At 64.6% G+C, this 21,522-nt stretch carries 21 protein-coding genes and 1 tRNA gene; 15 read left to right on the plus strand and 7 right to left on the minus strand.

What is annotated here, in order from left to right:
- Window positions 1-47: 47 nt before the first annotated feature.
- Complete coding sequence (locus tag QK290_RS07185; protein WP_282329992.1) at window positions 48-2,318, minus strand: prolyl oligopeptidase family serine peptidase; 2,271 nt, start codon at window positions 2,316-2,318, stop codon at window positions 48-50.
- 75 nt (window positions 2,319-2,393) lie between these two features.
- On the opposite strand from QK290_RS07185, the gene QK290_RS07190 reads away from it, so the two are divergent.
- Complete coding sequence (locus QK290_RS07190) at window positions 2,394-4,373, plus strand: FAD/NAD(P)-binding protein (RefSeq protein ID WP_282330055.1); 1,980 nt, start codon at window positions 2,394-2,396, stop codon at window positions 4,371-4,373.
- 250 nt (window positions 4,374-4,623) lie between these two features.
- Here the strand turns inward: QK290_RS07190 and QK290_RS07195 are convergent.
- Window positions 4,624-4,711, minus strand: a tRNA-Ser gene (locus QK290_RS07195).
- Between the two features lie 109 nt (window positions 4,712-4,820).
- Between QK290_RS07195 and QK290_RS07200 the strand changes: the two genes are divergently transcribed.
- The 8 genes from QK290_RS07200 to QK290_RS07235 all read left to right on the plus strand — a co-directional run bounded on the left by QK290_RS07200 (window position 4,821) and on the right by QK290_RS07235 (window position 11,722).
- The gene (locus QK290_RS07200) at window positions 4,821-5,804 is read left to right on the plus strand and encodes an NAD(P)H-quinone oxidoreductase (RefSeq protein ID WP_282329993.1); all 984 of its coding nucleotides are present in this window, start codon (window positions 4,821-4,823) and stop codon (window positions 5,802-5,804) included.
- 120 nt (window positions 5,805-5,924) lie between these two features.
- Complete coding sequence (locus QK290_RS07205) at window positions 5,925-6,536, plus strand: PadR family transcriptional regulator (protein ID WP_282329994.1); 612 nt, start codon at window positions 5,925-5,927, stop codon at window positions 6,534-6,536.
- On the plus strand, window positions 6,533-7,321 hold the full coding sequence (locus tag QK290_RS07210; protein ID WP_282329995.1) for an ABC transporter ATP-binding protein: 789 nt from the start codon (window positions 6,533-6,535) through the stop codon (window positions 7,319-7,321). The genes QK290_RS07205 and QK290_RS07210 overlap by 4 nt, the downstream gene beginning before the upstream one ends.
- A 180-nt stretch (window positions 7,322-7,501) precedes the next feature.
- The gene (locus tag QK290_RS07215; protein ID WP_282329996.1) at window positions 7,502-7,786 is read left to right on the plus strand and encodes a DUF1540 domain-containing protein; all 285 of its coding nucleotides are present in this window, start codon (window positions 7,502-7,504) and stop codon (window positions 7,784-7,786) included.
- Between the two features lie 202 nt (window positions 7,787-7,988).
- Window positions 7,989-10,289, plus strand: coding sequence for a carbon starvation CstA family protein (locus QK290_RS07220; protein ID WP_282329997.1), 2,301 nt, complete (start codon window positions 7,989-7,991; stop codon window positions 10,287-10,289).
- A complete protein-coding gene (locus QK290_RS07225) occupies window positions 10,289-10,480 on the plus strand; it encodes a YbdD/YjiX family protein (protein WP_282329998.1) in 192 nt (63 codons plus the stop codon). The genes QK290_RS07220 and QK290_RS07225 overlap by 1 nt, the downstream gene beginning before the upstream one ends.
- Window positions 10,481-10,562: 82 nt before the next feature.
- Window positions 10,563-11,234 carry a bacterial proteasome activator family protein gene (locus QK290_RS07230; RefSeq protein ID WP_282329999.1) on the plus strand — a complete coding sequence of 224 codons (672 nt, stop codon included), beginning with the start codon at window positions 10,563-10,565 and terminating at the stop codon, window positions 11,232-11,234.
- Window positions 11,235-11,242: 8 nt separating this feature from the next.
- The gene (locus tag QK290_RS07235; protein ID WP_282330000.1) at window positions 11,243-11,722 is read left to right on the plus strand and encodes a hypothetical protein; all 480 of its coding nucleotides are present in this window, start codon (window positions 11,243-11,245) and stop codon (window positions 11,720-11,722) included.
- Window positions 11,723-11,725: 3 nt separating this feature from the next.
- Here the strand turns inward: QK290_RS07235 and QK290_RS07240 are convergent, their stop codons facing one another.
- Complete coding sequence (locus QK290_RS07240) at window positions 11,726-11,911, minus strand: hypothetical protein (RefSeq protein ID WP_282330001.1); 186 nt, start codon at window positions 11,909-11,911, stop codon at window positions 11,726-11,728.
- A gap of 39 nt (window positions 11,912-11,950) precedes the next feature.
- Window positions 11,951-12,859 (minus strand): hypothetical protein, encoded by a 909-nt coding sequence (locus tag QK290_RS07245; protein ID WP_282330002.1) that lies wholly within the window; start codon window positions 12,857-12,859, stop codon window positions 11,951-11,953.
- A gap of 288 nt (window positions 12,860-13,147) precedes the next feature.
- Between QK290_RS07245 and QK290_RS07250 the strand changes: the two genes are divergently transcribed.
- Window positions 13,148-13,414 (plus strand): hypothetical protein, encoded by a 267-nt coding sequence (locus tag QK290_RS07250; protein ID WP_282330003.1) that lies wholly within the window; start codon window positions 13,148-13,150, stop codon window positions 13,412-13,414.
- 253 nt (window positions 13,415-13,667) lie between these two features.
- Here the strand turns inward: QK290_RS07250 and QK290_RS07255 are convergent, their stop codons facing one another.
- Entirely contained in the window at window positions 13,668-14,813 is a 1,146-nt protein-coding gene (locus QK290_RS07255) for a site-specific integrase (RefSeq protein ID WP_282330004.1), read from the minus strand.
- Window positions 14,803-15,450 (minus strand): hypothetical protein, encoded by a 648-nt coding sequence (locus QK290_RS07260; RefSeq protein ID WP_282330005.1) that lies wholly within the window; start codon window positions 15,448-15,450, stop codon window positions 14,803-14,805. Before QK290_RS07260 ends, QK290_RS07255 begins: the two co-directional genes overlap by 11 nt.
- A 497-nt stretch (window positions 15,451-15,947) precedes the next feature.
- Here QK290_RS07260 and QK290_RS07265 point away from each other — a divergent pair, with 497 nt between their 5' ends.
- From QK290_RS07265 to QK290_RS07285, 5 genes are all read left to right on the plus strand, one after another.
- A complete protein-coding gene (locus QK290_RS07265; protein WP_282330006.1) occupies window positions 15,948-16,082 on the plus strand; it encodes a hypothetical protein in 135 nt (44 codons plus the stop codon).
- Entirely contained in the window at window positions 16,079-16,378 is a 300-nt protein-coding gene (locus QK290_RS07270; protein ID WP_282330007.1) for a hypothetical protein, read from the plus strand. Before QK290_RS07265 ends, QK290_RS07270 begins: the two co-directional genes overlap by 4 nt.
- Window positions 16,378-16,746: a helix-turn-helix domain-containing protein gene (locus QK290_RS07275; RefSeq protein ID WP_282330008.1), complete on the plus strand. Its 369-nt coding sequence runs from the start codon at window positions 16,378-16,380 to the stop codon at window positions 16,744-16,746. Before QK290_RS07270 ends, QK290_RS07275 begins: the two co-directional genes overlap by 1 nt.
- Before the next feature lie 285 nt (window positions 16,747-17,031).
- On the plus strand, window positions 17,032-17,184 hold the full coding sequence (locus QK290_RS07280) for a hypothetical protein (protein WP_282330009.1): 153 nt from the start codon (window positions 17,032-17,034) through the stop codon (window positions 17,182-17,184).
- A gap of 777 nt (window positions 17,185-17,961) precedes the next feature.
- The gene (locus QK290_RS07285; protein ID WP_282330010.1) at window positions 17,962-18,477 is read left to right on the plus strand and encodes a hypothetical protein; all 516 of its coding nucleotides are present in this window, start codon (window positions 17,962-17,964) and stop codon (window positions 18,475-18,477) included.
- 1,766 nt (window positions 18,478-20,243) lie between these two features.
- Here QK290_RS07285 and QK290_RS07290 read toward each other — a convergent pair.
- Window positions 20,244-21,479, minus strand: a complete 1,236-nt coding sequence (locus QK290_RS07290; RefSeq protein WP_282330011.1) for a transposase — start codon at window positions 21,477-21,479, stop codon at window positions 20,244-20,246.
- Window positions 21,480-21,522 lie beyond the last annotated feature (43 nt).

Genomic DNA, 21,522 nt, shown 5'->3' on the forward strand with positions numbered 1-21,522 from the left:
TGCCCCACGGGATGCCTTGCGCCGGGCCCAGGAACAGTGCCCTACGGTCATCCGCCTGCCAGCGTCCGCCATAGGAAGTGCTGGCTGCGGGCCTGGAGCGCGGCGGCCTGCCGGTTGTCCGATGCTCCGGCGTGGCCGCCCTCCAGCGCCTCGTGGAACCAGACATTCGGGATGCCCATCGCCTGCATCCGGGCAGCCATCTTGCGGGCCTGGACCGGCCCCACCCTGTCATCCGACGTGGCCGTCCAGATGAATGTTTCGGGGTACTCCACGCCGTCCTTGAGCAGGTGGTACGGCGAGAAAGTCTTGATGTACTCCCACTCCGCCGCCACGTCCGGGTCGCCGTATTCGGCGATCCAGGAGTGCCCGGCGGAGAGCCGCGTGTAGCGCCTCATGTCCAGCAGCGGAACGCCGCAGGAGATAGCTCCGAAAAGCTCCGGGTAAGTCGTGAGCATGTTGCCCACCAGCAGCCCGCCGTTGGACCCGCCCACGCAGCCAAGCCGCTCGCGGGAGGTGACGCCGCGGTGGACGAGGTGCTGTGCCACGGCGGCAAAGTCCTCGAAGGCGCGGTGCCGGTTTTCCTTCAGCGCGGCCCGGTGCCAGGACGGCCCGTATTCGCCGCCGCCGCGGATGTTGGCCACCACGTAGACACCGCCGCGGGAGTGCGCTGCCTCGCCGGGCCCGCCGGAAGTGGCGGTACGGCGCTCCAGCCACGCCCTGCCGACGGTTCCGCTGTACGCAGGGGTCCGGGAAACCTCAAAGCCGCCGTAGCCGGAGAGCTGCGTCGGGTTCTGCCCGTCCAGGACCAAGTCCCGAGATGCCACCTGGAAGTACGGGACCCGGGTGCCGTCCGCGGACACGGCGAAGTGCTGCTGCACCTCGTACTGGTCGTCGTCAAAGAACGACGGCGACGCCTTCACTTCCGCATGATGGCTCACCACACCAGTGGTCGCCACAGCAGCGGTCACCTCACCAGTGCTGCTGGAACCGGCGCGCTCCAGCGTTCCGCGCATCAGTGTGCTGGGAGTGGTGAAGCCGGTGGCGACCAACCAGAAATCGTCGCCGGCACCGCCGTCGGCCGGTCCTTCGTCTTCGTCGTCCACAGCGTAGGCGTTGACGTCGTGCAGCGGCGGGCAGGCGTCAAGCAGCGAGGAAGCCCAGGCGCCCCCGCTGGCCGTGGACCCGCTGGTCGCGTCGCCGGCGGACGCTGCGCCCGGTGCGGAGGGATCCAGCACCCGGATTTCGGACGAGACGTCCCGCAGCAGGTTCAGCAGCAGGAAATTCCGGGTCCAGCTCCACGACTGCAGCGACGTGTGCGCAGCCGGGGCAAAAAGCACCAAGAGCTCCCGCGACCCGGCAAGGTAGTCCTCGAACTTCGCCGCCAACAAGGAACCGGCGGGGTACGTCGTGCCGGCCAGGGACCAGTCCTGCTGCGGCCGGAACAGGAGCCACTCCCGGTGCGCGCTGAGGTTCACATCTGTCGGCGCATCAATCTCGAGCCAGGCGTCATCCCAGCGGATGAACGTGCTGCGGTTGTAGAAGTCGATGTAGTCCACGGCGAACGTGCGCTCGAAGCCGGGAGTGGAATCGTGCGCCACCACGGCCATCATGTGGTCCTCCGGCACCTCAAAAAGCCGGGCAGCCGTGGAGAGGGCTTCGCCGCGCCGCAGCGTGACAGCCGTCCGGGCGTAGGAGGATGCGGTCCGCGGCAGGTTCCCGGCCGTAGAGGCGACCAGCAGTGTGTCCACGTCCAGCCACGAGACGTTTCCCTTCGCCGTCGGCAGGTCAAAACCGCCGCTGGCCGGGTCAACGAACGTGCGGGTCCCGACGTCGAACTCGCGGTAACGGTTGGCGTCGCCGCCGTCGGGGGAGAGAGCCAGCAGGGCCAGGCGGTATGGTTCGCCGGCGGCAGGGCGCAGGAACGTGGCGCCGTGGAAGACCCACTCCTCACCTTCAGCGGCGGCGAGGGCGTCCACATCCAGCAGGACATCCCAGTCGGGGGAGTCCGTCAGGTAGCGTTCCCAGGTGGTGCGGCGCCACAGCCCCTTCGGGTTCGCCTGGTCCTTCCAGAAGTTGTAGTACCACTCGCCGCGTTTGCCTACCATGGCGATCCGGTCCGTGGAGTCCAGCACCTCCAGGATGCTTCCTTCCAGTCCTGCGTAATCGGCGTCCTCCAGGAGGTCCTCGGTGCGTGCGTTCTGTTCGCAGACCCAGGCAAGCGGTGCCTCGCCGTAGATTTCCTCCAGCCAGACGTTCTCATCTGTGGGTTCGGGGGCGGACGATGGACCGGGCGCTTGATCAGCTGCAGTGGTGGTCATGCGCCCCATCCAAACAACAATTTCGCGCCGCAGGCAAGTCAAGTGCCTGTAGCGCATGCCGATACTCTGGATGCCGTGGGTAAATCGAAGAGCATCCGGACAGCCATCATCGGCGCCGGACCCCGGGGAACCAGCGTCCTGGAGCGCCTGCTCGCACACGCGGCGGCACACGCCGCTGCCCACCCCGGCCCCGCAGCCCTCCATATCGACGTCATCGACCCCTATCCGGCAGGTCCGGGGCATGTCTGGCAGCCGGGCCAGTCCCGGCTGTATCTCATGAACACCCCGTCCTTCTATCCGACGGTTATTCCGCAGGACCCCCGGATGGCTCCGCCCGTCGCGGGCACCACGTTCGACCACTGGCGAGCCCGCCAGCAGCGTGAGCCGATGCCTGCCCTGACGTTGGACGAGCGGTCCGAACTGGCTGCGTTGGGATCGCGGGACTTCCCCAGCCGGGCACTCTACGGCCGCTACCTGCGCTGCACGCTGGACGAGTTGACGGCAAAACTGCCCGACGGCGTCACCGTCAGTTTCCACGAAACCACCGCCGTGTCGGTGCGCCCTTCAGACCACGGAACAGCGGGGACGCCGGGGGAGGCAATCCCAAATACCGGAACGTTCGACGTCGGACTCGGCGGCGGAGGTTCGCTCACGGTCGATTCCGTGGTGCTGGCCTTGGGGCACCTTGCGTCCCGGCTGAACCCTGAGCAGCGCGAACTCCAGGCATCGGCCGCACAGCTGGGCCTGAGCTACTTTCCGCCTGCGGTCCCGGCGGACGTCGACTGGGCCGCGGTTCCGCCCGGCGAACCGGTTCTGGTCCGGGGTATGGGGCTGAACTTTTTCGACGTGATGGGCCAGCTCACGGAGGGCCGCGGCGGAAAGTTCATCGACGCCGGGACCCGGCTTGACTATCAGCCTTCCGGCCACGAGCCCCGGATCATTGCCGGCTCCCGCCGCGGCGTCCCGTACCGGGCCAAGGCGGCGCTGGCCGGCTACTACCCGGCGTCGGTCACCCTGCGGTACCTGACCGAGGCCGCGCTGGAGCGGTTCGCGGCCACCGGGATCCGCCCGGGGTTCGACCACGATCTCTGGCCCCTTCTGCACCGCGACACACTCTGGGCCTACTACTCCACCCTGGTGCGCTCGCAGCCGGCGGCCGTCCCCGACGCATCCGCGTTCCTGGCCGCGCTGGATGAGGCGCTGCGCCCGCATGCCCACAGCGCCGTCAACTGGGAGGCCGCGGTGGAGAGCGTCCTGGCCGTGCACGTTGGGCCGCGGCACCGGCTGGATCTGCGGGGACTCGCTTCTCCCCTGGCGGGCAGGTCCTTCGGATCGCGCGCTGAACTGGATGCCGCCGTCGTCGAGTACCTGCTCGATGACGCCCGCCGGTCCGCCCTCGGCGAGGAGGATCCGGTGAAGATGGCCATCGGCGCTCTGCATCACGGGCGCGCGGTGCTGAAAACGGCAGTGGCCGACGGCGGTATCACCGATGAGTCCTGGGTGGCCGGCCTGCGTGGCTGGTTCGAGTCGTTTGTGGAGGGCCTGGCCAGTGGGCCGCCTGCGCTGCGCGCTGAACAGCTGGCCGCCCTGGCGCGCGCCGGCGTGGTCAGCTTTGTGGGGCCAGACCCCCGGTTCAGCGTGGACCGACGGACTGGCCGCTTTGCCGCCGTCTCACCCTGGGTGAGCGGTCCGCCGGTGGCGGCGAAGACCATGGTGGAGGCCCTCGCGCCGGCCAACCGCGTGTCCGCGAACGATTCACCGCTGCTGGAACAGCTCCTCGCGGACGGGATGGTGCGGCCCCGGCTGATGATGACGGCGGAAGGCGCGCCGGTGCAGGCCACCGGGCTCGACGTTGCGCCGCACCCGTACCGGCCGCTGGCGGCCAGCGGCTCGGTCGCGGATGGCTTGTTTGTGCTGGGCCTGCAGCTGTCTGCCACCCAGTGGGGCACGGCCATTGCCGCGGAAGCGCTCCAGCCTGGCGGCCCCACGTACGCCAGCGGGCAGCGGACCCTCCGCGACGCCGACGAAATCGCGCAGGCGATCCTCGGACAGTGAAGCCTTCGGCTGACGAACCTGCCACGCTGACGTGACCGGGACCCAAGCACACCCCGACCACCGTATTATCTGGACAAAAATGCGCGCGGGTGCATCCGCTCCACTTTCCTGGGGTTTCCCGGTAGCCAGGGAATTCGCTTGTGCGATGATTTTGAACATCGTTCCGGCTGGGGTCGGCCAGCGAGGCCATCAGGAGCTTAAACGAAGAAGCCCCGGCCCGCCATCATGTGGCGTACCGGGGCTCCATTCGCGGAAGGTAAGAGATTCGAACTCTTGGTACGGGGTTACCGCACACTAGTTTTCAAGACTAGCTCCTTCGGCCGCTCGGACAACCTTCCCTAACGAGTAGTGTTTCATAGGCAGTTGGCTGCAACAAAACAGAGTCTGCCGTGCGTCCGGTGCACACTGGTTCTGGGGCACGAATCAGCTAGAAAACGGGAGTCCGCCATGAAAGCCGTCTACATTGTCGAACACGGTGGTCCGGAAGTGCTGGAAATCCGCGAGGTGAACGCGCCGTTGCCCGGGACTGGCGAGGTGTTGATCGACGTCGTCGCCGCCGGCCTGAACCGGGCAGACGTGCAGCAGCGCCGGGGCTTTTACCCGCCTCCGCCCGGTGCCTCCGAGATCCCCGGGCTGGAAGTCTCCGGGCGGATCGCCGGCTTTGGTCCGGGAGTCACCAAAGCCTTCTCGGTGGGTGACAAAGTAGTGGCTCTGCTGTCCGGCGGAGGCTACGCGGAGCAGGTTGCGGTGCCGGCGGAGCAGGTCCTGCGGATTCCCGACGGCGTTGATGTGGTCACCGCTGCGTCGCTGCCGGAAGTCGCAGCCACGGTCTACTCCAACCTGATCATGACGGCGCAGCTGCAGGCGGGAGAGACCGTCCTGATCCACGGCGCCACCGGTGGGATCGGCACCATGGCGATCCAGATGGCCAAGGCCTTCGGTGCCAGGGTGGCCACCACCGCGGGGACAGCGGAAAAGGTGGGAACGGCGAAGGCGTTCCTGGGCGCAGACATCGCCATCAACTACACCGAAGAGGACTTTCCGGACAGCCTGCGGCGGCAGAACGGCGGCAAGGGTGCCGACGTGATCCTCGACGTCGTCGGTGCCAAGTACCTGGCGCAGAACGTTGATGCGCTCGCTGACTACGGCCGGCTCATAGTCATCGGCCTGCAGGGCGGTGCCAAGGGGGAACTGGATCTTGGCCAGCTCCTGCGGAAGCGCGCGGCAGTGGTGGCCACGGCACTGAGGCCGCGCCCGGTGGCGGAGAAGGGCGCCATCATGAACGCGGTGCGCGAATCCGTGTGGCCCCTCATCACGGACGGCCGGATCCGCCCGCTGGTGGCCAAGACCTTCCCGCTGGACCAGGCCGCGGCCGCCCACCGGTACTTCGACAGCGGCGACCATGTGGGCAAGATCCTGCTGGTTATGTAGGCCGGGAAGATACTGAGTATTGCTATGTGCGGCGGACTCGGTTAGCCTCACTCTATACGCGGTATGCCCGGGTCTTGAGGGTCCGTGCACACCGACGCTCACGCCCCCGCTAGGAGCATCATGTCCATCCGTCACAGCCTCCTCGCCCTGCTGCAGGACCAGCCGCGTTACGGCTACCAGCTCAGGGTTGAGTTCGAAAACCGCACCGGGTCCACCTGGCCCCTGAACATCGGGCAGGTGTACACGACGCTGGACAGGCTGGAACGCGACGGACTGGTCAGCAATGACGGCAGTGACGGCGTAGGCCACGTGGTCTACAGCATCACCCCCGCGGGCAAGGCGGAAGTGCAGAACTGGCTTGCCGCCCCCGTCGAGCGCAACAACCCGCCCCGGAACGAGCTGGCCATCAAACTGTCGCTCGCGGTCACGCTGCCCGGCGTCGATGTGCAGTCCATCATCCAGGCCCAGCGGGTGGCGTCCATCCGGGCGCTGCAGGACTACACCAAGGCCCGACGTGACACGGCCGCCAACCAGCGGGCGGCGGATACCGCCTGGCTGCTGGTGGTGGACTCGCTGATCTTCCAGACGGAAGCGGAAGTCCGCTGGCTGGACCTATGCGAGGCCCGGATGCTGCAGCAGGCGCAGACCGCAGGCCACGCAGCACCACGTAAATCGTCCAACGGGGTCACTGTGGAAGAGGCTTCCCCGCTCATCGCGGACAACCGCCGATGAGCGTCCAGGGGCCGCAGCAGGTCCTGGAACTCGCCAAGGTCAGCAGGACGTTCGGTGAAGGCGCGACGGCGGTCGCCGCGTTGCGCGAGGTTGACCTCAGTATCAGCGCCGGCGAGTTCGTCGCCGTGATGGGCCCGTCAGGTTCCGGGAAATCCTCCCTTCTGGCGCTGGCCGGGGGACTTGACCGGCCGACGTCGGGCGGTGTCTTTGTGGAGTCCACGCCACTGGGCGGGCTGGGACTGAACGAGCTCGCCCGGTTGCGCCGCCGCGCCGTCGGCTACGTCTTCCAGGACTTCAACTTTGTCCCCACCCTGACCGCGGCTGAAAACGTGGCGCTGCCGCTGGAGCTGGACGGGACGGCCACCCGGAAGGCGCAACGCCAGGCGTTGGATGCGCTGCGGCAGGTGGGAATCCCGGAACTCGCGGACCGCTTTATGGACCAGATGTCCGGCGGCCAGCAGCAGAGGGTGGCCATCGCGCGGGCCATCGTGGGCGACCGCCGGCTGATCCTGGCCGACGAACCCACGGGAGCTCTGGATTCCACTACCGGCCACGGCGTGATGGAAGTGCTCCGCGGGCGTGCGGATGCCGGCGCGGCCGTGATGCTGGTGCCCCATGAGGCCAGGAGACCGCAGCCGAGCGCGTGCAATACCGGCGCCACCCAGGCGCGGTTCCGGCCCATGCTCATGGCGCTGCTGATCGCGGTGCCGCTCACCGGTGCGGCCCTGGCTTGGCTGTTTACGTGGGCGAGGCTTCCGGTGTCCCGCCGGGAGGTGGGGACCTGAGCGGTCTGCCGCGGCAATGGAGGAGTGCGGGGGGAGCCGCACATCTGGGTTGGGCCGTGGAGTTGGGCAGGGCCTGTAATTAGGTCACAGAATTGGGTCTTTTTGATTGGCCCCAGCGGGCCTACCGTGGGGCCTAGGGCGCTGTCCCTCCCGGACAGCCGAAGTACGGAGGGACCTCTTATGACAACCCATGTTGCCGATTGCAGTGTTACCCGTTGCTCGTTTAATGACCATGAAGGCTGTACGGCCCAGGCCATCACGGTTGGCGGGAGTAAAGACCACGCCAGCTGCGCCACGTTCATCGACACCGGGACGCACGGCGGGCTGCCCAAGGTCCTTGCGGATGTTGGAGCATGCCAGCGCTCCGAGTGCGTCCACAATGACCACCTGATGTGCAATGCCCCGGAGGTCCATGTTGGCCCGGGCGCTGACAACGCGGACTGCCTTACATACTCACACGCGTAGCCACTGCTCCCCCGTGCGAGCAGACATTGAAGCCCCCGTCCAGGTAACCCTGTACGGGGGCTTTTGCGCCACCCGGCGCCTGCAGCCCGCCGTTCACCGCAAATGGCACTCGGTGCGCGCACAATGCCATTTCCACGTTTGCGTGGCGTTGGTAGGGTGCCTTTGAGCAACCCACCGAAGCACAGAATCTCAAGGAGGAGACATGGTCAGCAGGCCTGACGACGCGGTAAGTGCAGCGCAAGGAGGCGGGCCGCTGACCGCAGATCCGAAGCTTCCGCCAACGGCCGTGGATGCGGCCGTCAGCGAGGCCGAAGACAGGAAATGGACTCCGGCCAAGATCGCACTGTGGTCAGCCATCGCGCTGCTCGGTGGCGTCGCCTGGTTCATGCTGGCGATCGTCCGTGGCGAGACCGTCAACGCGATCTGGTTCGTCTTTGCCTCGGTCTGTACCTATCTGATCGCCTACCGCTTCTATTCCAAGGTGATCGAACGCCTCATCACCAAGCCGGATGACCGCCGTGCCACGCCCGCGGAATACAAGGCTGACGGCAAGGACTACGTCCGCACCGACCGCAACGTGCTGTTCGGCCACCACTTCGCTGCCATCGCCGGCGCCGGCCCGCTCGTCGGCCCGGTCATCGCCGCCCAGATGGGGTACCTGCCCGGCACCATGTGGATCATCCTCGGCGTCGTCTTCGCCGGCGCCGTCCAGGACTACCTGGTGATGTTCTTCTCCATGCGTCGCGGCGGACGTTCCCTGGGCCAGATGGCCCGCGAGGAACTCGGCGTCATCGGCGGCACCGCGGCCCTGGTTGCCACGCTGCTCATCATGGTCATCATCGTTGCAATCCTGGCCCTCGTTGTGGTCAACGCCCTGGGCGAAAGCCCGTGGGGTGTCTTCTCCGTCGGCACGACCATCCCGATTGCCCTCTTTATGGGCGTGTACCTGCGCTACCTGCGTCCTGGCAAAGTCATGGAGGTCTCCCTCATCGGCTTCGTCCTGCTGATGGCCGCCATCATCGGTGGCGGCGCCGTCGCCGGTACCGAATGGGGCGCCGCGATGTTCCACCTGGACAAGGTCACCATCGCCTGGGGCCTGATCATCTACGGCTTCATCGCCGCGATCCTGCCCGTGTGGCTGCTGCTGGCCCCGCGCGACTACCTTTCCACCTTCATGAAGATCGGCGTCATCGGTATGCTTGCCGTCGCCATCATCGTGGTGCGCCCGGAAATCAACGTCCCGGCCTTCAGCGAGTTCGCCAGCCGGGACAATGGTCCGGTCTTCTCGGGCGCACTCTTCCCGTTCCTGTTCGTAACGATCGCCTGTGGCGCACTGTCCGGCTTCCACGCACTCATCGCTTCCGGTACGACGCCCAAACTCATCGAGAAGGAACGCCAGACTCGGTTTATCGGTTACGGCGGCATGCTGATGGAGTCCTTTGTTGCGATCATGGCCCTCGTAGCGGCGCTGTCGATCGACCGCGGCATTTACTTCGCGATGAACGCCCCCGCGGCCCTGACCGGCGGCACCGTGGAAACGGCGGCCGTTTGGGTCAACTCGCTGGGGCTCTCCGGTGTGAACCTCACCCCGGACATGCTGGCGCAGACCGCGAAGGACGTGGGCGAGCAGAGCATCATCTCCCGTTCCGGCGGCGCCCCGACCCTCGCTGTCGGCCTGGCGCACATCATGCAGCAGTTCATTGGCGGACCTGCCATGATGGCCTTCTGGTACCACTTCGCCATCATGTTCGAGGCACTCTTCATCCTGACCGCCGTAGACGCCGGCACCCGCGTTGCGCGGTTCATGCTGCAGGACTCGATCGGCAACGTCATCCCGAAGTTCAAGGAACACTCTTGGCGGATCGGCGCCTGGCTCACTACCGCGGTCATGGTGGCGGCCTGGGGTGCTGTGCTGATGATGGGCGTCACCGACCCCCTCGGCGGCATCAACACGCTCCTGCCGCTGTTCGGCATTTCGAACCAGTTGCTCGCAGCCATCGCGCTGTCGGTGTGCATGGCCATCGCGGCCAAGCGGGGCTCGTTCAAGTATCTGTGGATCATCGTTGTACCGTTGGCGTTCGCTGCGGTCGTGACCATTACGGCCAGCTTCCAAAAGATCTTCGCCACCACACCCGCGGTGGGCTACTTCGCCAACAATGCCGCGTTCAGCAAGGCGCTGGCGGACGGCAAGACCTCCTTCGGCTCCGCCAAGACCCAGGCGGCCATGGAAGCAGTGGTCCGCAACACCATGATCCAGGGCATCCTGTCCATTGTGTTTGTGGTGCTCAGCCTGATCGTGATCGTCGCCGCGATCCTGGCCACTATCAAGGCCTTCCGCGACCACTCGGCAGGTATGCCCATGGTGGACAACGAGGACCGTCCGAGGGCATCCCGTGTCTTTGCTCCCGCCGGACTCATCCCGACGCCGTCTGAACGGGAACTGATGGCGAAATGGGACGAGCTGCCGGCCGATCAGCGGCTGGGTAAGGCGGGACACCACTGATGGGTGCGGGTGCCGTTGGTTTCCGTGGGTTCGCCACGTACTTCAAGGGGATCATGGGCGCCGATGCGTACACGAAGTACTTGGAGCACCACAACGCTTCCGGCCACGCGGAAGCCCCGATGACCGAACGCGAGTTCTGGCGCGACCGGACCGACCGACAGGACTCCAACCCGCAGGGCAGGTGCTGCTGATGTTGACGGCCGGCCAGCCTTCACCGGCTGGCCGGCTTCATCGACTGGGCTGCGCGTCGTCCGCTCGTGAGAGTATGAACGCATGAGCGATCCCACAGACACTCAGCCTGCTGATGTCCCCGTTGAGGGCAGGACCCTCGACAACGGCGAACCGGCCATGCCCGCCGCGGCCAGCCCGGCGGGAGCCGGCGCCGATGCGCCTGGCCCGGTCAGTACCGACCCGGCGGCAAGCGGCAAGGCCAAAGGCAGCAACCTGCAGGACCTCGTAGACGAGCCCGCGAAAGTCATGCGGATCGGCACCATGATCCGCCAGCTCCTGGCGGAGGTGAAGTCAGCTCCGCTGGACGACGCCGCTCGCGAACGCCTGGCCGAAATCCACGAGCGTTCCATCAAGGAGTTGGAGGACGGCCTGGCGCCGGAACTTGTTGAAGAGCTGGAACGGATCAGCCTGCCCTTCCCGGAGAACGCCACGCCGTCCGACGCCGAGCTTCGGATCGCCCAGGCGCAGCTGGTGGGGTGGCTGGAGGGCCTCTTCCATGGCATTCAGACGGCTATCGCGGCCCAGCACGCGGCACGGGAGCAGGCCGCCGCGCAGCTGCACCTGAGGCAGCTTCCGCCGGGCACCATGATCGCCCCTGGTGTGGTTATCGGGGAGAACGGCGAGCCTCAACGGGCCGCCGCAGGCCAGCGTTCCGGTCCGGTACCGTCCGGGCAGCCAGAGGACCCGGACCACGGTCCCGGCCAGTACCTCTAGGTTCCTGCGTGGGATTCTTTTCTGCCGCCCGCCAGGGGCGCAAGGACGATACTGAGCTGGGAAAGGGCCTTTGGCGCCGCGCCCATGATCGCTTCCACCGGGGCCTGGACCGCTATCACCAGGTCCTCGAAGGTGTCGAAGACGAGCAGCTTTACGCAGAACTCGTGGAAGTAGCCAACGAGCTGGCGGGGCTTATGGAACGCGTCCGTGTTGTTTGCGTCGAGGCCCAGCGGAAGTCGCCCAGCGAAGGCCTGGACATTCCCGGGGACTTGGCAGGTGTACACCGGTCGCTGTCGAAGGCGGGCAATTCGCTGGCCACCACAGCCGAGGCTGCCGCTATGTTACGGCTCGCCGTCGGTCCCGTCCCGGTAGGGGCGGCTTCGGTGCGCCGCCGCGCGGAATCGGTGTTTGAGCAGGTGGCCGACGCTGAACGCCGGCTCGCCGAGGATGCCGCCGCCAGTGGCCAGCCCGAGAGCCTTTCCGGCTAACAGTCAGGCGGCGATCCTGGCCTGCCTGACGGCAACAGCGTCGATGACAGCCCAGGATTCCTCGCTGCCGCAGTTCCGGCTGGCGAAATGCTCGGCTTCCTCAAGGGAATCGAAGCCTTCACTGATGATCCGGCCGCAATCAGCGTCGAAGTACGTGACGTGAAATTCCTGTGCAAGTTGGTTTTCCATAAATCCAGTCTGCGACCGGGGTCTGACAATAACCGTTCATCAGTCCCGCGTGTTGCCAAGGCGGAGCACCCGCTCCTGCGCGAGCATGGCTGAACGCTTGGCCTTATCTGCTGCCCGCGCCGCTTGCCTGGCCTCGGCTGCGGCCGTGCCCAGACTCTTCCTGGCACTATCGAGCTGCTCTTCCGCAGCTCTGAGTTTGTCTCGCAGCTCATGTGTTTCGCGGGTCAGGTCCGAAACTTCCGCCTCCGTATCCGCCAGCTGCCGCCGCCGGTCCGCGGCCAGCCCGGCGGACTCATCCTCGGCAGCCTGGGCCTCGGCCAGGGCAGCGCTGGCTTTCTCCAAGGCGGAGGGGGACACCGGACGCGGAGTCTCCCGGACGGCCTTAAGCCGTGGCTGGTCCGCGGGCCTGCGGGCGCCGCGTTCCGGCGCCGGCACTGCGCCCGGAAGAGCCACGGCCCCGTCAAGTTCGACGGTGTCCACGCCGTCGGCGGACAGAGCCTGGACCAGCAGTCCACTTTGGACGGCGGCGGTGGCCCCTTCGTCGGCCGTCATCGCCTGCAGGGTCCGCCCGACGTCGGCCGCGATTGTTGCGCTGATGGTGCGCCCCTGGCGCTCGGCAACGGCGCCGGCGGTGGCGACGGCGATCCCCAGCAGGGTGCGGCGCTCACGTGACAGTTCCCTCAGTGCGGCGGCGTCGAGGGATGCCTGGGCCCCTCGCATCCTTTGGCCGAGCTCGGCAAGCTGCGCGAGGACTCCTGGCTCATGGCTGGCCAGCATGTTGACGGCCCAGGCCGCCACTGATGGTTTTGGCAAGGCCTTGACGGCTGCCGGGAGCTCCTTCCCGGAACCGGCGGAGGCTTTGGCTGCGGCCGTCCGGGCAGCCACAAATTCCTCGAAGGGCAGGGCATACAGTTCGAATGCGATAGCCGCCAGCGCCTTGTCATCCATGCACGCCATCATAGGTGGCGCGGCTGGACGAGGCCGGGAAGCCTAACAGCCTAGACTGGCCGCATGAGGAGAGTGTGGGGGCTCATTGTCCGGCTGGCGGTTCTGATCTTGGCCGTTTGTATTCCGGTGGGGGGCTGCTCGAACGTCTGTCCGGCCATGGGGTGGGTCAACTTCGTCACAGTCGAATTGTCGGGTGATGTCTCGCGGGTAGGCACAGTGCAGCTGTGTGCTGATGGCGCGTGCTCGGAGTTGCGACCGGAGCCCGGGACAGCAGTGCCGCGTATTGTCGTGACAACACCGCTGGATGCCGAGGCTTCTCTTACACCGGAAGCTCAGCCGGCCATTGCCCCGTTTTACGCTGAACGGATCGATGCCGATACCTGGCGGTTCCAGGTCAATATGAGCTTCCCTGACCATGTGACCGCGAAAGCGCTGTCTGCCGCAGGCGAGGTCATTGCCGAGACGGACGTCGACCTGGACTGGAAGCGGGTGGGCGGCTCAGCCCAGTGCGGCGGGCCGGTGGAAGCTTCGCCGGTGCGGCTAGCGGTGCCCTAAAACTGCGCGTTCGCGCGAGCTGCGTGGGCTTCGCGTGCGATTCCCGCCCGGCAGGTCCTCCACGAGGGCACGCCTGGGCGGTAAGCGGCTTCCCTGCTTAACCAGCGAAAAACCCCCTAAAAACCTTGGTTTCTAGGGGGTTTATCCCGAGCTTCCTATCAGAATCGAACTGATGACCTTTTCATTACGAGGGAGCATGTTTCGCCGTGTCCCACATGGGAAGAGACGACACTGGGTGACGAAAAAGTGACGGCTATTTCCAGCCCAACTGTGCAAGGGCGGTGTTCAAACGCCCCGCACTGTCGTGGAGATCGTGGTCAAACAGGCCCGCGTACGTATCCAACGTCATTGTGGCGCTGGCATGTCCGGCAATCCGCTGAATCACTTTGATGTTGGCCCCGGAACTGACGGCCAGGCTCACGGCAGTATGACGGAGGTCGTGGAACGTTGGCCGCGGGAAATTGGAAGCCGCTGCCCGCATGTCTGCGATGGCGGGGGAGTAGTGGCGGCGCGTCCACGTGCTGTTGCGCAGCACGGTCCCGCGTGCACCGCTGAAAACTCGGGTGGATGCACTTGAAGTGCTGGAGCTTCTCTTGAGGCGTTGGGCAACCAATGCCGGCAGTGGCACCACCCTGCTCTCGCCACCTTTGGTCGGGCCAAGAACGAGGTGGCCTCCGACCTCGGAATAGGCCTTGCTGACCGCCATTGCAGGTTTGTCACCCAGATCGACGTCTTCATAGGTCAGCGCGGTAATCTCACCCCAGCGGAGCCCGCACGTTCCCGCCACCATGACAAAAAGTTCAAACTCGCCGCAGGCATTGGCCAGCGCCGTCAGTTGGGGCATGGTCAGATAAACGTGGTCCCGCTGGGTCACGCGCGCGGGAACGTAATCAGTCTGGCCGAGCGGATCCTTGGCGGGATTGGCCGCCAGCAGCCGCTTCTTGACTGCGTGTCCCATCAATCTGCCGAAGTACAACGCAACCTCGCGCCGGGTGGTCATCCCCGCTGGCTGGCCGTCGCGGCCCCTCAACGTGACAATCCAGGCCGCAACGTCGTCGTATCTTACTTTGCTGATGGGTGTCTGTCCCCACCGAGGAGCCACGTAGTTCTCATAGCAACGCCTGTAATTATCCGCTGTCTTCGGGCTGGCCGGTTTCCGGCCGTTAGCACCCATGGACGTGATCCTCGCGATCCAGTCTTCATAGAGCTTGGCGACAGTCAGCTTTGTAGCTGCACGGGGATCAATGTAGGTTCCGCCTTGAACCGACCGAACGGTGGTGTGCCAGAAGTCTTCAGCCTCCCGCTTCGTGACGAATCGCTTGCGACGGCGATTGCCGTCGGCCGTTGTCCAGTCGACCTGCCACCGCTTGGTTCCGCTGGAGAGCTTGTTAATGGCCATCGGGTTTGTCCTTCCGCGCGCGCATACTTGACCAGATTTCGTCCTTCATGCTCAAAAAACCCGGAGCTATCCGGCCTTGGCGTCCCTTGCCTTCCAAGATTCCCTTGGCTCTGGCGCGCCGCAGCCGCGCGGACCAGGTGTCGATGCTTTCACCGCTCCATTCCGCAAGCCTCTTGATGGGTTCGACGGACACTTTCCCGAGAGCGACATATGCGGCGGCAATATGTGTGTAGTCGCGGTCAGTTTCCACCCGGGAGGGGAAGGGCGTGATATCACGGCGGAGGTCAGCTACTGAAAGCTGTTCGTGGTGCTCGCGCAAGAGGGCGCGCGCATGTGCCATTGGGATGGATCGCAGCAAAGATGTTGTGATGCCCTCCAGCGAGTCCTGGGATTGGATTCCGCTTGTCCCGTGTTCGAACTCGTCGAACTCAATGCTCAGTTTGTTTGGTTCCCGGAAATGCCCCATCGGGTGGCCAACCTCCCAGCCAATACTTACCTCGAATCCATGGACGAGGTATCGCGCCCACAGGGCTGTCACCTCATACTCGCCAACCGTGTATTCCTCCACAGCCGGGCCTTCTTTAGGGCCGCGGTATTCAACGTTGGGGGCAAGATCGGGAAGCTGCACTGCGGTCATGGGAGAAACGGTAACACAATAAGCCTGCCAATATAAACGTGCTTGACACATGTCCGTTGCCAGCTATGCTGTATTTATTGCCAACACAGAGTGCTTGGCAAGACAACCGTGTTTATATTCAAAGGAGTCCCTTGGACATCAACCCCCACGGAAGCTTGCAGCGTCTGGATAACGCCACGTCCCCGTATCTCACGAGGCGCCAGACAGCCGCGTATCTGAATGTCTCCGAAAAGTGGCTGGCTCAGTCCGGTCGGGCCATCGGGCCCCGCTTCCATAAGTTTGGATCGCAGTGTCGCTACCTCCGCGACGACGTCATCAGCTGGGCGCGCCAGCAGCGCGCTACTTCGTGATCGCTTCAGGCGGCCGCCCCGCCGGGGCGCCCCGCACCCGCTCCCGGTAAAGGCGACCTCTCGATCAGTGGGGTAACCCCCATGGCCGTGTGGCCTTCGATTCCATCTCCCGCCGAATGCCTGTCGGCGTCAACAAATAAGGAAAATATGTACACATGCAGTACAACGCGCGAACTGCGCAGCCGGCGCGAACTTCCCGCGCAGGGCCGGATGATCGCCCCTCTGGGTAACCACTTTGTCACGTGGCTCCTCTCCAACCCTGTAAGGGTTGATGCTCTGTGACCACCGCAACCAACACATACCGGGACCACTGGCTGCAGGCCGTTACCGATGAGATGGCACTGAGCACTGGGACTTGCCTGGTGGCAACTGCCATTGCAGACTCCCTTGGCCTGGGGCGCGTAGCACCCACCAACTGGCAGAAGTTGAACGCCTCGCTCGGACGCGACAGGAGGAATCCGGCGGTACTCACCAGCATTTCGGAACTTCAGTGTGCCGGTTATCTGGAGCGCTGCCTGGGCACTGGATGGGCCCACACCGAAGGGTGGCGGCTCACGCTTCCGGGAGAGGGGCAGTGATGGTTTCCGTTCCCGGGGTGCCCTGCCAGCCGTTGCAGTACTTGACGGCCGTTGCCAAATCTGAGCTGTCCTCCGGTACTAAGGCCACCTGCTGGGCGCTTGCAAGCTTCGCGAACACCAAGACGGGCGAGGCATACCCCACCGTGGCGACACTCGCCAAAGCCGTCGGATTGTCTGGCCCAACGGTTTCTCAGCATACGAAGCGTGCTGAGGCGGCGGGCTACCTGCACAAGCACGTCCGCCACAACAACTCGATTCTCTACACGATTACCATCCCGGTCACGGACGACATGATCATTAACCTCGACACCGAAACCTCCTTGGATCTGCTGTCCCCGCCGGAGGACAACGCGGACCGGAACGAATAAAGCGACTGCTTGGGACCGCCTAGCTCCTGGATAACTGTCAGGTAGCTACCTCGCCAAAAGGCGCCCTCCCAGCCGCCCAAATCCGGGTGGGGTATCCGTGAATAGCACGGGTACCCCTACTCCGGAAATTTCGTCCCCGGGTACCACCAAAAACCCTGTCCCTAACTACCTCACCGTTAACTACCTCAGGTAGAACGACCCCAAGGAGTTCTACCTTTATGGAACTACCTCTATACAACGACCCCGGTGCATCATGCCTGGACCAGTCACATTGAGGATCGTCGGATGACCCCCTGCTTGGGCAGGGTCATCACGGTAATGGACGTTATGGTCCCTGCCTTGGGGCAGGGCCGTCACGGTAAGACCACCATCAGCAATTCGGCTGTCAAGGCAAGCGGAGCGCCACGCAGCCCGAAGGGCGGAGCAAGCTCCGCGTAACTCAACGATCCGTTGCGATGACCGCTGTTATTTACAGCCATCCGCGCAAGAACACCAAAAGGGGAATCTGTGATCAAATCCATGTCCCGGCCCAGGAAGGATAGAGCTGAAACGCTTCGACAGGCGAGGACCTTTGATGCCACTAAACGCCACTATGAGCGTCTCGGACTGTGCCGCCCATGCGCAGCACAAGCGGGCTGGGGCCACCAGGTGGGGTTTTCCCGCGTCAATCCGCCCTGCCATCAGTGCCAGTCGCTCGTTGATAGCTTCCCTGTCGCCGAGCCGGGGAGGTGGCGGTCCAACTCTCCGCGTCGGGAGGCCAAGTTCGCCTCCTCGCTCCGGTTCGGAGTGGGCCACTAGCGGCCCTGGGTGGGGAATTTCTGACAACGGGGATGGCGCACGGCACCGCGCGTTTACCATCGCCTGACAGTGTCAAAAAATTCGCCCTGGGGTCGGCGTGTTGAACAGTAGCGAAGCGTCCGAGTGGAACCGGTCCGTTCGCAGGAACGCCGATGGAATCGTTCATCCTCCTGCCGGGTCGGACAGGCCGGATCATGTCTTTAATTACCTTCACCGGACCCCTCTTTGCAGTAGCTGGGATCAGAGTATGGCCGGAAATCGGCCTTCGGTCCCTCCCCGATGTTTTGCCTCAGCCGCCAACAGTGGCGCCACTTTCCTTGCCGAGTCCACGCGCCGTACTGGCGCATCCCCTCTTCCTTCCCGACCCGTCCACCGGCGGCCCCTGAGCCGACCGCCGATTCATCAATTGGAGATTCTATGGCAGACACGTCCTTCAACACCACAGCCGTAGGCCAGGAGGCAGAACGAAGTATCCGCTCTATCTACTTGGATCGCCGTACGACGGCGAAGCTCACGAGGGAGCCCTGGACGGTCCATGTATACCGCAAGGCGATCGACCAGTCACCGCTAAAGGCGAGTGTAAAGAAAACCTTGCATGGCATGGTTGACGGGGCAGGCAACCGCCACACCACCGTCGACAGGGCGACCCTTTGTCTCCGCAACGGGACGACGCGTGTGGCGACGATCACGGAACACTGGCACAAGGCTCGCGACGCCGGTCTTCTGACGAGTAAGGAGAGGTGGAACGACAGCTCCATCCACACGCTCCGTATTCCAGGGACCTATTTTCCGGACGATGAAGACGTGTACGGAGATCCGATGGATGGGTGGCATATTTGGTCGTCGGAGGAAATTGCCTGGTGGGAAGCACTTGACGACGGGTCTTGGGTGTTGCCGCCTTGGCGCGACGGCCGGCATAGGCCCTCGTTCTGAAAACCGCACTCTGAATAAGGCGAGCGCTAAGCCGGGAGGCTTGCGAGCCTTATGGCCGTTCCGGGCATCAGGGCGCTGCGGCCCGGTGCGCCCTGATGCCAGAATCTTCCTGGACCAATCACACGAAAGACCAGATGGCTGTGGGGTCGCTTAGGCGACCACCGCTCTGCTGGCTCAATACTTCACTGTTGCCCTCATTGGGCAACTTAGTATGCGAGGTGTCGAACCGTCCTCGACACGTCAAGTGTCGCGGACTTTGTCAGATCAAATGCAGTTCCTGCCCGTCCCGTCGGCCTTGAGGGCCGCCAGATAAGTAGAGGATTGGGCCAGATGCCGCCGGGGCGTCCGGCGCCCCGGCAGACACTATGGCATAATAAATCATATTTAATCGTATACCCGTACGGCACCGTACCAGCTATGACGACCGGGCAGGCGAAGTTATTGGTTTGGGGTCTCCCCCCCAGGGGTCGGACTGAGTACCCAATGGTCCTCGTAATGGAGTCCGGCCTGCGCATCCCTTGCATGCAGCTTCATCATGGGAGTAATGGTTATTGCCCGGAGTTATAGAAAGGACCGACACAATCGGGGGACGGCCCCTGCTGCCACGTTGTGTGCTGGAGCGCCTTCGCCTTCTCTTGCAGTTTCTTGCGCTCACGCCTCAGCAGGTGCCAGCCGACGCCAGCTGTGGGGGCAGCCGCCGCAAGCTTTTGGTACCGGCCCCCGGAAAGGCTGCGATCACCTTGAGCACCAGCCGCACCGCCATCACCGTCCAGCAGGTGACAAGGAGTGCGGTAAGTCGGTCATTGTGCTTCGCAATGGATCACATGCCGAATCCGGTTTCAATCTAAATTTCATTCCCCATTCTGGCGGATGGCACGCCTGCAACTCGGCAGTCGCATGTGCCCCCTCCCAGCGCCGGTCGTCTTTGCTCGTGAGATGACGTAGGGGACGAACGTTCGGCCGGTTTTCTCCGGGCGGTACTTCCACTTGGGCTGAACCGGACGGAACAACGTCCCGCTAGCCGAGAGGCCGCGCCGCATCATATCTGGCCGTGGGGTGAATGGCCTAGGACCCTGACAGGAGGCCGTGTCCTTGGAATTCTTGACAACGCCTCTGCACACCCGGGCCGGGATCCGTCCATGATCCCACATTGGCATTTTGCCGCCGGCAACCGGCGGGAGTCTGATGGGCGCCCGCCGCAAAGGCAAAAGGCGGCCTGCCATCTGGCGTGGCTGACGCACGAGGACCCGAGATCGCATGGACAAGAGGCGGCAGTGAATGCATCCGCGAGCCCTGAACTTGGGCGAGAAGTAGGTGGATCACTGACATGCTACTGGTGACAAGAGACGCAGGTGAAGTGGCGACGCGGCGGGAGACGCAGGTGCGACAGGGTTCGACACACCATGGTTCGCAAGAGACGCGGGTGTCTGGCGTCGGACTAAGAGGTTGACCCGGACGCCGAGTCCGGCCGCTTCCTTGTTGTGCCGAATTCTCCGGCTCAGCGGTCAGGAATGCCGCACATCCGTCGCGTGTAGCGTGAGTGCTGTGCGCGGCGAAGTCAGTGGTCCGCATGGAAGCCCATATCGTCGATTTAGCGGTGGCTACGACTTCCAGCGTTCGGCCCTCGCCGCCCCGCCCGGCGCTTCGGGTCCTCAACGGGTCGTCTACGTCAGTGCCGACGACGCACGCTGCAAATCTGCTACTCCTCCTTCCTCCCTCCTCCGTCTCACTCACACACACACCGAAATCTCCCCGAGGTGACTGACCTAGGACAAGAAGGCTTCTCGTGGCGCGGCTTGCGCCGTGTCCCGAAGGGCCAGCCCGGCCCTGAGTATATTGATCGCCGCGTTAATATCGGCGTCGTCCCGATGCCCGCACGAAAGGCAGAGGAAATCCTTGCCGTTCCGGTTGGCCGACTCTGTGTGCCCGCACTTACGGCAGGTCTGGGAGCTGTAGGCCGGCTCGACCTGGATGAATTCCCGCCCGGCGCTTTCAGCCTTGGCACGTATCATTTCCAGGAACATACCCCAGCCTGCATCAAGTATGGATCGGTTGAGTCCCGTCTTTGCGCTACCCCCATTCAGTTCGTAACCCCCGGCGCCGTCGGGCCGGGGCGCCGCCCGCCGAGTCATGCCGGCGATTGTGAGCCTCTCCGCCACAATGACGTCGTAGACCGCCACGAGACGGCGTGCCACCTTATGAAGGTAGTCTCGCCGCTGGTTGTGAATCTTCCGGTGCACACCGGCAGCCCTCTCCCGGGCCTTGCGCCGACGGCTGGATCCCAGCTTGGTGCGGGACCACGCCTGCTGGGCAGCAGCCAGACGGACCCGGGAAGCCTTGCCGTAGGCGGGGTTCCCGATCCGTTCCCCCAGGGAGGTATAGGCCAGCCCGTTGGCCCCAATGGCGAGGTCGATGCCGACCGCGGCGCCAGTCTTCGGCAGCGGCGCCGGGACGTCCTGCTCTGCTGCCAGCACCACATACCAGTGCCGACCCTCGCGCTTGACGGCAATCCTGGTTATCCGCCTGGCCACGACCGCGCGGTGCTGTCTGACCTTGACGTGGCCGACACCCTTGAAATAGACCCTAGACTGCGTCGGGTGAGAGTCCCACGTGGCGCCTAGCCCGTTGCGGTGGTCAACCGTATCGAAGTAGCCGGCGCCCTTGAACCTCGGGTAGCCGGGAGGCTTCCCGCCGGCCTTGACCCGCCGGAAGAAGGCCTGAAAGGCCTTGTCCAGTCTGCGGAGGGTTTGCGTCTCTGCGGCGGCAGACCAGCGCGCATAGTCCGGATCGAACGCCCGGATATGCTTCAGCTGGGCGTCCTGGTCGACGAACCGGATTCCGACGCGGGAGCGCGTCCACGCGTCCCGACGCTCCTGAAGAGCGGCGTTGTAGAGGAACCGATGGTCATCCAGCATCACCCGGAGCAGGTCATCCTGCTTCGAGGTCGGGTACATGCGGAACTTGTACGACCGGATCATGACATCCGGTGGCCGGGCTCCCATGGTCCGCACCTGACTTTCGCTCGATGGCATGCACCAAAGATGC

Source organism: Pseudarthrobacter sp. AL07, from assembly GCF_029960665.1.
In the GTDB taxonomy this organism is placed as follows: Bacteria; Actinomycetota; Actinomycetes; order Actinomycetales; family Micrococcaceae; genus Arthrobacter.